General features: G+C 44.5%; 10 protein-coding genes. 6 read left to right on the forward strand and 4 right to left on the reverse strand.

Annotated features, from left to right (window positions below; translation table 11 throughout):
* Nucleotides 1-12: 12 nt before the first annotated feature.
* Genes HRU80_15915 through HRU80_15925 form a run of 3 tightly spaced genes read left to right on the forward strand, consistent with a single transcriptional unit; the run spans nt 13 to nt 5,884 of the window.
* Nucleotides 13-1,239 (forward strand): TolC family protein, encoded by a 1,227-nt coding sequence (locus tag HRU80_15915; protein QOJ30276.1) that lies wholly within the window; start codon nt 13-15, stop codon nt 1,237-1,239.
* 11 nt (nt 1,240-1,250) lie between these two features.
* Nucleotides 1,251-2,750 carry an efflux RND transporter periplasmic adaptor subunit gene (locus HRU80_15920; protein QOJ30277.1) on the forward strand — a complete coding sequence of 500 codons (1,500 nt, stop codon included), beginning with the start codon at nt 1,251-1,253 and terminating at the stop codon, nt 2,748-2,750.
* Between the two features lie 17 nt (nt 2,751-2,767).
* Entirely contained in the window at nt 2,768-5,884 is a 3,117-nt protein-coding gene (locus HRU80_15925) for an efflux RND transporter permease subunit (protein QOJ30278.1), read from the forward strand.
* 176 nt (nt 5,885-6,060) lie between these two features.
* Here HRU80_15925 and clpB read toward each other — a convergent pair whose 3' ends face one another.
* From clpB to HRU80_15945, 4 genes are all read right to left on the reverse strand, one after another.
* Nucleotides 6,061-8,676 carry an ATP-dependent chaperone ClpB gene (gene clpB, locus HRU80_15930; GenBank protein QOJ30279.1) on the reverse strand — a complete coding sequence of 872 codons (2,616 nt, stop codon included), beginning with the start codon at nt 8,674-8,676 and terminating at the stop codon, nt 6,061-6,063.
* Between the two features lie 244 nt (nt 8,677-8,920).
* On the reverse strand, nt 8,921-9,262 hold the full coding sequence (locus HRU80_15935; protein QOJ30280.1) for a DHCW motif cupin fold protein: 342 nt from the start codon (nt 9,260-9,262) through the stop codon (nt 8,921-8,923).
* 482 nt (nt 9,263-9,744) lie between these two features.
* Entirely contained in the window at nt 9,745-10,461 is a 717-nt protein-coding gene (locus HRU80_15940; GenBank protein ID QOJ30281.1) for a response regulator, read from the reverse strand.
* Nucleotides 10,458-11,516 (reverse strand): histidine kinase, encoded by a 1,059-nt coding sequence (locus tag HRU80_15945; protein ID QOJ30282.1) that lies wholly within the window; start codon nt 11,514-11,516, stop codon nt 10,458-10,460. The genes HRU80_15940 and HRU80_15945 overlap by 4 nt, the downstream gene beginning before the upstream one ends.
* A gap of 443 nt (nt 11,517-11,959) precedes the next feature.
* Here HRU80_15945 and HRU80_15950 point away from each other — a divergent pair, with 443 nt between their 5' ends.
* The 3 genes from HRU80_15950 to HRU80_15960 are packed head-to-tail and all read left to right on the forward strand — an operon-like array spanning nt 11,960 to nt 13,457.
* Nucleotides 11,960-12,169 carry a helix-turn-helix transcriptional regulator gene (locus tag HRU80_15950; GenBank protein QOJ30283.1) on the forward strand — a complete coding sequence of 70 codons (210 nt, stop codon included), beginning with the start codon at nt 11,960-11,962 and terminating at the stop codon, nt 12,167-12,169.
* Nucleotides 12,170-12,177: 8 nt separating this feature from the next.
* The gene (locus HRU80_15955) at nt 12,178-12,510 is read left to right on the forward strand and encodes a HipA N-terminal domain-containing protein (GenBank protein ID QOJ30284.1); all 333 of its coding nucleotides are present in this window, start codon (nt 12,178-12,180) and stop codon (nt 12,508-12,510) included.
* Nucleotides 12,507-13,457 carry a HipA domain-containing protein gene (locus tag HRU80_15960; GenBank protein QOJ30285.1) on the forward strand — a complete coding sequence of 317 codons (951 nt, stop codon included), beginning with the start codon at nt 12,507-12,509 and terminating at the stop codon, nt 13,455-13,457. The genes HRU80_15955 and HRU80_15960 overlap by 4 nt, the downstream gene beginning before the upstream one ends.
* Nucleotides 13,458-13,981: the final 524 nt, after the last annotated feature.

Here is a 13,981-nt window from a genome sequence, read left to right on the forward strand (position 1 = left end):
TTCGGAGGAATCGTGAGATTCACTTTTCTGATGATTGCGCTTACGTTATTTTCTGTATCCGCAGTCATGGGTCAGAGTATCTTTACCTTGTCAGAAGCTGTTACTCTGGCTTTGAACAATAATATCAGTCTTAAAAAACAACAGGCGGCAATTAAAAAAGCCGAGAGCCAACTGCTGCAGTCCGGACAGTTTCCTAATCCCCTGATGTCCTATTCAGGTGAGATACTGCAGGGGCAGGGTCCTGGCTACGAAGAATGGAGCATTTCAGGATCATACCCCCTGAATTATTTCTGGGAACGCGGGACAGGCATCAAAGCTAGCGAAAAAACCATTGAAGCACAAAAACTGCTGCTCAATCATTTACTCTCTGAGCTCACCGCAAAGACCGTAACCGTTTACTCATCACACTATATATACCAGAAGCTGACTCAGCGGCTGGATACGATATATATAAAAGTAAAGGAACTCTCTGAAGCGGTGCGCAACCGCCTGAAAGAAGGGGATATTTCGGAATATGAAATGCAGCGGATCCTTATTGAGTTGCAAAAGATCATTGCAGCAAAATCAGATGCAGCATCCCGAAAACGTCAGGCCGGGAATGAACTAAAATTGCTGACCGGAAAAGCCAATCCTGATATTATTACAACCGAAAAACCTTTTATGCGGTTACCCGGGTATGAGGGCAGAGATGAAGCTATCCTGACAGGGATTGAAAAACGGAGTGATCTGGCTGCGGCAGTTATTGCAGCAGAGGGGGCAGAAGCAGACCTCAGCTATAATAAATTGCAATCCATCCCTGATATACTGCTTTCAGCCGGATATAAAAAACAAACGGGAGACCTGAGCGGGACGGTCTTTTCGCTCGATGTTGAAATTCCGCTATTCAACAGAAACCAGAGCGGCATACAGCAGTCAGAAACAGAGCTTTCCCTGTTGCAGAGCGAAATTCAGTATATGAAAGAAAAAATCCGGACTGAAATAGCCGATGCATTCGATGAGTATCTGGCTGCAAACTCCTTGTTTACTTTGCACAGTCAGCATGATTTCAGATCATTGCTCACCACCATCCTGTTTTCTTATGAATCAGGAGAGCTTTCACTGGTTGAACTGACAGACGGTCTGCGGACGTGTGTTGAAGGACTAACTGAGGAAGCCCGGCTTGAAGGCGCGCTCTACTCAAGTGTCTATAAACTTCAGCAGCTTTCGGCTGCTGCCATCATATTATCATCAGAAGAATAAGAGAAATTACAATGAAAACTGGTTATTATCTTTTTGCCCTTACAGTATTGCTTTTTTATGTACCCGGCTGTTCAGACCATAAACACGACACAGCCCCTGAACACGAACACCCGGCGGTTTCAGTAACCCTCTGGACGGATTCAACAGAACTTTTTATGGAATACCCCCGGCTTTCTGCAGGAGCAGATGCGGAGTTTCTTATTCATCTTTCTGTTATGAAAACTTTCAAAGCAGTTACTGAAGGAACGCTTACGGTTGAATTCACCGGCGATAACGGTAAAACACTTAAAATTACTGAATCAGCCCCAAAACGGGCTGGTATATATGTGCCTGTTGTGCGCTTAGATGCAGCCGGCACCTATCAGATGACAATACGGCTGAATGGTGCTCAGGTATCTGATGAAATCCGTGTTGAGAACATCATTGTGTATCCATCTGAGGGAGAGATTCCGCATGAAGAAGAAGATGGTTCATCTGAGATTGGTTTCCTGAAAGAACAGCAATGGAAAATTGATTTTGCAACCCAGCCCGCTGCAATACGGGAGATGCAGAGCTCATTCAAAACCTCAGGAGAAATTACCGTCAGACCGGATCACCAGGTAAAAGTAGTTTCACCGGTAGCAGGCACCATTACGCCAAAACATAACCGGACTTTTCCGCGGCAAGGTATCTACGTAAAATCAGGCGATGTTCTTATTACACTTTCCCCAACCGCTGATGCAAGTGCGGGGATAGAAAAAGTGAAAAACGATTTTCTGCTTTCAGAAAAAGAGTATGAACGGGTAAAAAAATTATATGCCGCAGGTGCCGTTTCCGGGAAACGTCTGGATGAAAGCAAATTTGATTTTGAAGCAAAACAAGCCGGCTACAATGCACTGCTTGATCAGGTGAGGTTTACTTCCAACGGTTACGCACTGATCGCCCCCGTGAGCGGATATATAGAGAATGTGATGACTTCACCCGGAAGCCAGACTGCAGCCGGACAGGAACTATTTACCATCATCAACCCGTCACGGCTTCTGTTAAAGGTTAACGTGCCTGCGAATAAGTTTTTGCTCGCGAACGAAACAACTGATGCCTCGTTTACCGTTGAAGGTTATAATACTGAACTGACCATAAGCAAGCTGAACGGAAAGAAAGTTTCAGTTTCATCAGTGCTTAATCCCGAAAACCGGACTCTTCCGGTATATTTTGAGTTCAGTAATCCTGACAACAAGCTCAAGGGGGGTATCTTCGCTGAAGTTAGCCTCAAAACCTCGGAGAAGGGAAATTATCTGTCAATTCCTGAAAGTGCAATTGTTGACGAAGACAGGACGAAGACTGTATATATTCAGGCAAGCGGAGAGTCGTTCCAGAAACGCACCATAAAAACCGGCGCATCCGGTGACGGATATATACAAATTGTTGAGGGAGTACATGAAGGAGAACGGGTTGTTACACGCGGAGCTTATCAGATCCGCCTTGCAGCGCTTTCTCCTGAATCAGCAATCGGCAGCGGCCACGTACATTAACCGGCAAGGAAATCATCATGTTAGATAAACTTATTAAACTGGCGCTGAACAAACGCCTTATTGTTCTTATCACAGCGGTCATTATGCTTGTGGCAGGCACATATATAACGGTCGGCCTGCCCGTTGATATTTTCCCCGATCTGACCGCGCCAACTGTTACGGTTATGACTGAAGCACACGGTATGGCTTCAGAAGAGGTTGAAGCTCTGGTAACCTTTCCGCTGGAAGCTGCGGTTAACGGTGCTACTGATGTAAGACGAGTCCGGTCTTCAAGTTCAGCCGGATTCTCAATCGTCTGGGTCGAGTTTGACTGGGGAACGGACATTTTTATTGCACGGCAGATTGTTAACGAAAAAATCCAAAATGCAAAACAATCACTCCCCGAAGGAGCTGACAATCCGGTTCTGGCACCTATTTCTTCCATTATGGGTGAAATAATGCTCATCAGTCTTCAGATTGATGAAAAAAACAATACGCAAAATCTGAATGAAATGGACTTGCGCAGCATTGCAGATTTTGATGTACGGCGGCGGCTGCTTTCCATCAGCGGTGTATCGCAGGTTATTCCGCTCGGCGGAGCAGTAAAACAATATCAGATTCTGGTTTCACCTGAAAAACTTGCTTCGTATGGAATCAGTCTTACGCAGGTTTTGCATGCAGCAGAAGAATCAAACAAGAATTCCTCCGGCGGGTCATATATGTCTGCCGGAAGTGAATATCTCATCAGAGGAATCGGACGCATTCAGACGATCGAAGATATATCACGCAGTGTTGTAGCCATGAAGGGCGGGGTTCCGGTATATATGAGCGATATCGCAGAAATACAAACAGGACCTGCACCTAAAATGGGCGATGGCTCCGCAAACGCTCTTCCGGCTGTGATACTGACTGTGCAAAAGCAGCCAGAAACAAATACCATAGAACTTACCGCTGAAATTGAAAAAACCCTCGGGCTTATTCAGCAATCACTTCCGCCGGGTATTACCATTAACTCTTCCATTTTCAGGCAGGCGGATTTCATCCAGACCTCCATTAATAATGTTATCTCAGCACTTCGGGACGGTGCTATCCTTGTGATTGTAGTGATAGCATTATTTCTCTGGAACTTCAGGACCACATTCATTTCAGTTCTGGCTATTCCTTTTTCCATAATCATCACTATTCTGGTTTTTCAGATTTTTGATATTATGATCAATACCATGACTCTGGGGGGCATCGCTATAGCAATAGGTGCTCTTGTAGATGATGCTATTATTGATGTGGAAAATGTTTTCAGACGGCTGAAAGAGAACAAACAAAAACCGGAAGCTGAACGGAAAAACCCCCTTACTATTATATACGAGGCATCAAGAGAAATACGCTCTCCTATGGTGAATGCTACCATAATTATTGTTATCGTCTTTCTTCCTCTTTTCTTTCTCAGCGGTGTTGAAGGGCGGTTACTGCGTCCCATGGGTATTGCTTATGTTACTTCAATACTTGCATCATTGTTCGTTGCGCTTACCTTAACACCGGTATTAGCTTATTATCTTTTGCCAAATGCCCGTTTTATGTCAAAAGAGGGGGACTCCTGGCTTGTCACAAAAATGAAGTATCTCTATGAAAAGATTTTGCATTTTACGTTACGCCGCCCCAAAGCACTCATTTCCATAATTGTCGCAGCTCTTGGTATTACTATTGCCGTAATACCATTTCTGGGCAGATCATTTCTCCCTGAGTTCAATGAGGGGGCACTGACTCTCAGTCTTGTTACGCTTCCGGGCTCATCTCTTGATGAATCAAATAAGATCGGCAATCAGGCAGAAGAAATCATTCTGAATTTCCCTGAGGTAAAATCTACTGCACGCAGAACCGGACGCGCTGAACTTGATGAACATGCACAAGGAGTAAATGGCGCAGAGTTGGATGTAAGTTTTGAGCTGAAAGATCGTGACAAAGAGGAATTCATTACTGAATTGCGCAAAGCTCTTTTAGTGCTTCCGGGGACTAATGTTACTATCGGTCAGCCGATCGGACACCGGATTGACCACATGCTCTCCGGCACCAGGGCTAATATTGCAGTCAAGATATTTGGTCCTGATCTTCAGCAGTTGCGCTCGCTTGCTAAACAGATACAAGATGAAATCTTTAAAATAGAAGGCGCTGTTGATGTTGCAACCGATCAGGAAGCCGAGGTGCCCCAGACCAAAATCAAATTCAACCGCGGTGCTATGGCTCTCTATGGCATAACCGTTGGTGAACTTGCTGAGGCAATTGATATTGCTTTTAACGGTGAAAAGGCAACCCTTATAAGAGAGGGACAAAACACCTATGATCTGATCGTCAGGTTTGATGACAATAACAGAGGCAGCATCGAAAAAATACAGTCTGTCTTGTTTGATACTCCGTCAGGTGTTAAAGTGCCTCTTTCTGCTCTTGCAGAAGTTGTTAACGAAACAGGTCCAAACAGAATAAGCCGCGAAAACATTCAGCGTAAAATTGTTGTGCAGTCAAATGTATCAGGCCGCGATCTGAAAAGTGTTATTGATGAAATGAAAACCCGGATTAACACTTCGATATCACTTCCGCACGGATACTATATTGAGTTCGGCGGACAGTTTGAAAGTGAACAAAAAGCAACACAGATAATCGCTTTGCTGAGCATTGTATCTGTCGGTGCAATTTTACTGATTCTGTTTTTGCAGTTTGGTAATTTCAGATCCGCGCTTTTTATTCTTGCAAATCTTCCATTTGCACTCATAGGCGGCGTGTGGTCTGTGTACTTTACCGGAGGAGTAATAACTGTTGCCTCGCTTGTTGGTTTTATCACTCTGTTCGGCATCGCAATTAGAAATGGCATTCTGCTGATTTCACATTTTAATCAGCTGTTAAGCGAAGGAAAAAGTTTACATCAGGCAATAGTTCAGGGCTCTCTTGAAAGGCTTAATCCGATTCTTATGACAGCAATTACCGCTGCTTTTGCCCTCATTCCGCTTGCGTTAGGCGGCGGTGAACCCGGCAAAGAAATTGAAGCCCCGATGGCTATTGTTATTTTGGGTGGTCTCTTAACATCAACAGCTCTCAATATGATAGTTTTGCCGGTATTATTTTTTAAGTTTGGTAATAATTTTATCAGCAGAGAGAATGTATCATAATAACCCCTTTCATCCGAATCGTGTTAACCAGAAAGGCGGAACTTAACACAAATTCACACGAATTTGAGGACACTAATTTCACGAATTAAATCCGTGCAATCTGTGTCATCCGTTTAATCCGCGATCAAAAAGGGCAGGTCGCGACCTGCCCTTGCGAATTACGATTATATATACTATTATTCCTTCCGGAAACTTAACCCTGAGTGCTCTCCGGTTTCAACCAGGATGGTATCTCCTTCATTAAAATTCCCTTCAAGCAGATATCTTGAAAGGGGGTTTGCCAGATATTTCTGAACCGAACGTTTTAACGGCCGCGCGCCAAATGAAACATCATACCCAACCTGCGCAAGCCAGTCCTTTGCTTCATCTGTGACTTTCAGATGCAGGTCTTTTAACGCAAGCATTACTACTACTTTTTCAATCTGTATATCCACAATGCTGCGCAGTTCTTTTCTGCTGAGAGGTTTAAACATCACCAATTCATCAATGCGGTTCAGAAACTCAGGCCTTATGGTTCTTCTCATCAAATCAATTATCTTTGAACGAAGACTTCCCATTGCATCTTCCAGATTTTCACCGGCACGTTCAAGTTCATCCTGTATAATCATCGAACCGATATTTGATGTCATAATAAGAATGGTATTCTTAAAGTTCACGGTTCTCCCCTGATTATCCGTCAGGCGGCCGTCATCAAGCACCTGCAGCAATATATTAAACACATCCGGGTGCGCTTTTTCGATTTCATCAAGCAGCACAACCGAGTAAGGTCTTCTTCTCACCGCTTCAGTTAACTGTCCCCCTTCTTCATAGCCAACATATCCCGGAGGTGCTCCAATCAGACGGGAGACAGAAAACTTCTCCATATATTCAGACATATCAATGCGTATCATTGCGTGCTCATCATCAAACAATGCTTCGGCAAGTGCGCGGGCAAGTTCTGTTTTACCCACGCCGGTTGTACCGAGAAAGATAAATGAGCCCACCGGACGGTTAACATCCTGCAGACCGGTACGTGAGCGGCGGATTGCATTTGATACCGCGATTACTGCATCTTCCTGACCTACAACTCGTTTATGCAGTTCTTCTTCAAGCCGCAGGAGTTTCTGCTTTTCACTTTCAAGCATTCGCTGAACCGGAATGCCGGTCCACTTTGCAACAATCTCGGCTATATCTTCTGCTTCAACCTCTTCTTTAAGAAGTTTTTTGTCTTTCTGAATTGAAGCAAGTTCAGTACGCTGGTTTATAAGTTTTTTTTCAAGATCAACTATTTTGCCGTAGCGGATCTCCGCAACTTTTTCATAATTGTTTTCGCGCTCAAGCCGTTCAGCATCTGCTTTGAGTGATTCAATCTGTTCTTTGATCGTGCGCATAACGCTGATCTTGTCTTTTTCACTCTGCCAGTGCAGCTTAAGATGTGTTTTTTCCTCATTAAGCGCGCTCAGTTCTTTTTCAAGTTCAGCAAGCCGCTTTACAGATGCTTCATCTTTTTCACGGCGGAGTGCTTCCCGCTCAATTTCAAGCTGACGGGTTTTCCGCTGCAATGAGTCAAGTTCCTCAGGCATTGAGTCTATTTCAATACGGAGTTTTGAGGCAGACTCATCAATCAGGTCAATGGCTTTGTCCGGCAGGAAGCGGTCTGATATATACCGCTGAGAAAGCTGCACTGCGGCAACAATCGCACCGTCCGTTATGCGCACGCCGTGATGCACTTCATATTTTTCTTTCAGTCCGCGCAGGATGGAGATTGCATCCTCCTCCGAGGGTTCGCTCACCAGCACCGGCTGAAATCTCCGCTCAAGTGCGGCATCTTTTTCTATATATTTTTTATATTCATTCAGTGTGGTAGCCCCAACGCAGTGGAGATCACCGCGGGCAAGAGCAGGTTTAAGGATATTCGCAGCATCCATTGCCCCTTCTGCCTGTCCGGCTCCGACCAGTGTATGAAGTTCATCTATAAAAAGAATCACTTCTCCCTCAGAGGCGGTAACTTCTTTCAGCACCGCTTTCATCCGCTCTTCAAACTGTCCGCGGAATTGTGTGCCGGCAATCATCGCTCCCATATCAAGCGCGACGATCCGTTTGCTTTTCAGATTTTCAGGAACATCTCCTGCGATGATGCGGTGCGCCAGCCCCTCGGCAATGGCGGTCTTACCCACACCGGGTTCACCGATCAGGACCGGATTATTTTTCGTCCGGCGTGAAAGCACCTGAAGTACCCGGCGGATCTCTTCATCACGCCCGACGACCGGATCAAGTTTACCTGCTTTAGCCAGTTCATTCAGATCGCGCCCATATTTATTGAGTGACTGATAGGTATCTTCTGCGTTTTGTGAAGTAACCCGCTGATTGCCGCGCACATCAACCAGCGCCTTCAGGATAATGTCATAAGAAACTCCGGAATCACGCAGGAGCTGGCCGACTTTCCCCTGATTTTTTGAAAGTGCAAGGAGCAGGTGTTCAGTCGAGATATACTCATCCTTCAGATTGCCGGCTTCCTTAAACGCGGTGTCAAAAAGTGAGGCGGTCTGATTGGACATCTGCTGCTCGGATATGGCCGCCCCGCTGATTTTGGGGAGACGGTCAATCACTTCACTTATCTGTATTTTAATTTTATTTGCATTTCCGCCGGTTTTGCGGATGATATTTTCGGTAAGCCCATTCCCCTCCTCAATCATTGCCGCAAGGATGTGTTCCGGTTCGAGAACCTGATTACTGTAGTTGCGGGCTATATCCAGTGAGTTTTGAACTACTTCCTGGGCTTTAACGGTTAACTTATTAAAATTGAATGCCATCTGTTTTCCTTTTCAATAAAACATAATTGCCAGATTTTATGGTATAAAAATACCTTTTTCTGCCGTATTAGATGCAGGAGGAAAGGGGAGAGTTTCAGGGGGGAGGTGGAGAAGAGTTTACACTAATTTACACGAATTTGAGAACACTAATTTACACGAATTAAGAACCGAGCTTTAGTGTAATTCGTGCGCTTACATTAGTGCAATTCGTGTTAACAAATGCACTGCAGCTTTACACTAATTTTCACGAACTTAAAAATTCACCGTCAATAATCAGAAGTTTTACTCCGTTCGCAGAAAAAGAACGATGTGAACTAAGCCCGTCGGATACAACATAGGTTTCCCCTTTGGTGAGTTTAATTTTTTCACCGGTACTCAGTTCACTGATAAATTCCCCCTCCAAACAATGGACAATGTGTCCTTTCTGGCACCAATGGTCTGCTAAATAACCATTTGAATATTCCACAAGCCGTATTCTCAGCCCTTCAAACTGAAGTGTCTGCCAATATGCAGTTCCGGTTTCTCCCTTGTATTCGACTCTTTCTATTGAAGTCCAGTCAATTGTCTGAAATGGTATAGTGCTCATAATGTGTCTGTTAATATGTATATATCTTTGGTTGATTGCGCTATCAGAAAATGGTTAGCTGCCAGGCATTGGGTGAGGCTGCTGAGGGTTGTCATTGTGCATTTAGTCTCTTATGAATTCTAGGCATGATCAGTTCTTTCATGGAAGTAATTAGTTGCCCCGTATTACCTTCAGGCGGGGGCAGTTGTAAAGTAATTCTTTGCAACTGAATTTTCTTCTAACTCCCTTTCTTTCAGTCTAATGACACTAATTCACACGAATTACGATCGCGGCTTTAGTGAAATTCGTGCTCTTATATTTGTGCAATTCGTGTTAATCATCGTCGCCGAAAATTTTACACTAATTTTCACGAATTTGAGGACACTAATTTACACGAATTACGATCGCGGCTTTAGTGAAATTCGTTCTCTTTAATTAGTGCCTTTCGTGTTAAAAAATCCGGCAGCGTATATTTTCACTGCCGGCCGGTTACAAACTATATATTACAGACTCAGCATTTCCTTAAAGCGAATGGACTGACGGCGCGAAACTTCAACCTTCTGACCGCCTTTCAGTTTGACCAGGAGTCCGCCGTTGAGCCAGGGTTCAATATTTTCAACCCATTTCAGATTGATGATATGCTTCCGGTTGGCACGGAAGAAGGTACGCTGATCAAGGCGCTCATCCAGATAGTTAAGAGTGCGCAGAATGAGGGGTTTATTCTCATGAAAGTATATACGGACATAGTTGCCCTCCGATTCAAAAAGGCGCACATCCTCCAGTTTCACGAACCAGCACTTTTCTCCGTCCTTCACAAAAACCTGGTCCTCGGCTTTCAGGGTACCTGCCGGCAGCGGGGTTTCCTCAGCAGCGCTTCTTCTAAGCACACGCTTTACCGCATCCTCAAGGCGCTTCGGGTCAATAGGTTTCAGCAGATAGTCAAGTGCATTATATTCAAATGCCTTGAGCGCGTATTCATCGTATGCTGTGGTAAAGATAACATGGGGAACGTTATCCATCTCTTCAAGCATTTCGAATCCGGTTTTGCCGGGCATCTGTATATCAAGGAATACGATTTCCGGCTGAAGCTGGTTTATTTTTTCAATCGCGTCATCGGCATTCACTGCCTCTCCCACGATTTCAATATCCTTGTGCTCTGCCAGAAGGCGGGCAAGTTCAGCGCGCGCGAGGCGTTCATCGTCAACGATCAGTGCTTTCATATCAGTTCTCCTGTTGGAATTTTAATTTCAGCTTTCACTTTATCCCCTTCCTGCGTCAGTTCAAATTCTGCCGTACCGGAATAGAGAAGATGCAGCCGCTGCTTGGTATTGGCAATACCAAATCCGCGCGAGGCCATCAGCTCCTCCGTACTCAGCGTTCCTGTGTTATATATATCAATGGCCAGAAACGACGGTATCTTCATCGTCCGGATCATAATCTCCCCCCCTTCAGGCCTGCGGGCAATACCGTGTTTAATGGCGTTTTCGACCAGAGTCTGCACCATCATCGGCGGTATTTCGATACTTCTGGTCAGGGGATCAATTTCAATCCTGTATTTCAGCCGTTCTTCGTAACGCACCAGTTCAAGCGCAAGATAATCCTCAACCGTTTTCATCTCATCCTCAAGGGGCACGGTCTCACTCCGCTCGATGCGCAGTGAGTAACGGAAGATATTGGAAAGCTGGGTGATCGCTTTCTTGGCCCGCTCAGGATTTTCCTCTATCAGGGAGCGGATGCTGTTCATTGCGTTAAACATAAAATGAGGATTCAGCTGCGACTTCAGCGTCTTCAGTTCAAAATCCTTAACTGCCGCTTCCCACACCAGCCGTTCAATTTCTGAATTTTTATAGCTGATAAAATAATGAAAAGCAAAGTACGCAACCGACCAGAGGAGAATAATAATGCTGATATTAAAAAAGTTGCCCATCACCACGGTAAGATTCACCCGTTCAAGATCATAGATGCCCCCGAATTCAATCACCAGAAAGATCAGTGCGGTAATGACAGCACCGGTCAGAAGAATTGACGGAAGCAGCCGGAGCAGCAGTGATTTCCAGGTGAGGTCTATCCAGCGGTATTTTTTTATATAAAATCTAAGGATGTGTGTTGCGGCAAGTCCGGTAATTGACATATAGAGGAGGAGAATGAAATTCCTTCCCTTAAAACCCTCGTAACTTGCCGTCAGAAGAAAATTGATCAGAAAATAAAGACCCCAGCCGCCCGCCTGGCAGGCCCAGTATGCTTTATCCCGGTTATTGAGAAGATCAAATTTCATTCGTATGCTGTTTCCGGTATGACTTTCGTCTGCTGTGAGTAGTGCTGTATTAATGCTTTTAACTTCTGAAATATACTAAAATAGAAAACCTGAACAAGTACCCCGAAAATTATGAGGAGCGGGGTTAAACCGGCTGCCGAAAGGTTTTTGTGGTTTTTTTCTATGATGGACGGTTATTTTTAGAGGAGGAGCATTTTTTAGGGAAGGGTTTGAGTTATGCATTCTTGAAGTCTGTGGGGACAATTATCTGAAGGAAAAGAAGTTCCAGGTTTTTGAAAATCCAATTTTAACTTCGTTATATTTTACACCCTTAAAGGTATAATTTACGACTAATTCATCTTTTTATACCTAATCAGGTATATTTTTATAAAACTTTGTTTTTTATACCCTATATGGTATATTTCACCATTAGTAATTTAGTTTTACACCCATTAAGGTATAAAATGGAACTTCGTGAATTTGTTAAAGCCAGACGAAAAGCTGTAAAATTAACCCAGCCCGAACTTGCCTGGAAGGCGGGGGTCGGACTGAGGTTTTTGAGGGAGCTTGAGCAGGGAAAAGAAACCCTGCGGATGGATAAGGTAAATAAGGTCTTAGCCCTGTTCGGACATAAACTCGGACCGGTTAAACATACCTTCACACTTAAGGACTGAGAATTATTATGCGCGGTGCAGTAGTTTATTACAATAACAGAAAAGCAGGAAGGATTTTTCAGGATGAAGAAGGATATCATTTTTATTACTTCCCGGAATATCTGACAGATAAAAATGCTGAACCAGTCAGTCTTACATTACATCTTCAGGAGGAAACTTTCCACAGCGACCGTCTCTTTCCGTTTTTTGACGGATTGATACCCGAGGGATGGCTTCTTGAAATCGCAGAAAAAAACTGGAAATTGAATCCAAGGGACAGAATGGGGCTGCTGCTCGCCTGCTGCAAAGACTGCATCGGGGCAGTAAGTATCATACCTGAAGAGGAGGGGGCTTTATCATGAACAGAATTTGTCTTGCCTGTTATCAGCCGGTACTTAACGGGGATAGCGAATTTCATGAGGAATGTTCAAAAAAACTCTTTCTGCAAAATGAAGCGCCCGTCCTTGCCTATACAGAAAAGGAACTTGCCGGACTGGGACTTCAGATAATTCGTTCCAGTATCTCAGTAACGGGAGTTCAGCCAAAGCTTTCGCTGGATATTGAAAAAGAAAGGGGAAATCAGGCATCAAAAAGATTCACCATTGCCGGGCTTTGGGGGCAGTATATACTTAAACCGCCCTCACTGCACTATCCGCAGCTCCCTGAGACAGAAGACCTGACAATGCATCTGGCTGAGATCGCGGGAATACCTGTTGTACCGCATAGTCTCATCCGTCTTGCCTCAGGTTCGTTTGCATATATAACACGAAGAATAGACCGGATTAAAGGGTCTAAGATTCACATGGAGGATATGTGCCAGATTACCGGAAAACTCACAGAAGAAAAATATCAGGGCAGTTATGAACAAGTGGCTAAAGCAATTCTGCAGTACTCATCATTCCCTGTTCTTGATGCTATCGGTCTCTGTGAGGTTTTGCTTTTTTCTTTTGTAACCGGGAATGCTGACATGCATTTAAAGAATTTTTCCATCATAAGAACCGGGCCGAAAGAGTACCGCCTTTCCCCTGCTTACGATCTGGTTTCAACAGCACTGGTAAATCCCGCAGACAAAGAAGAAATGGCGCTTACCCTAAACGGCAGGAAAAATAAAATAACGAGAGAAGATTTTATCCGGTTTTTTGAACGATTATCTATTGAACCTCAGCAGCAGGAACGGCTTTTCTCAAGAATTGAAAAATCAGCCGGTGATTGGTACCCCTTTATCCGGAAAAGTTTTCTCACCAGAGAATATCAGGAATCATTTATTACAATAATCAGAGAGCGGATGAGGCGGCTCAATGTATCATGATTTTCCTCAGCGGGATTGTGGCACTCTATTGATAATTACCCTTGCGTGAACCCTTCAACTGATCCGGTGACAGTGGGATCACCCGGGACTATGAATTGCAGTACAACCCCGCCTTTCATTTTCCATTATCCCTTGTCAATTCTCTATTCGCTGGATTAAACCCGGGTAAAACTGCCCGTACATTGTTAATTGTTCATTGTACATTGAATTCCCCTAACTCCTTAATTTACATTGATTTTCCCCCCCTTTTGCCGTAATTTGCTACACTATTTATATTATTTAGGAATATTGTAATTTGAGCGAAAACAACGACCCCGTCCAGGAAAAGAACCAGGGAAACACCCCGGAAGACGGGAATCAGCAGCGGACCGAAACGCCGTCCGCTCCCCCTGCCCCGGCTGAATCAGCACCGGCAGAAGTAAGAAGAACTCCCGCAGCACCTGCTCCGGAAGCACAGCGGGCAGCAGAACCCGCCAGAGATTCACGGTACAGCGAAGAGCCGACCACTCATGTGGAGTACATCC

It is taken from the genome of Ignavibacteriales bacterium, assembly GCA_015709675.1.
Classification (GTDB): domain Bacteria; phylum Bacteroidota; class Ignavibacteria; order Ignavibacteriales; family Ignavibacteriaceae; genus H2-BAC3.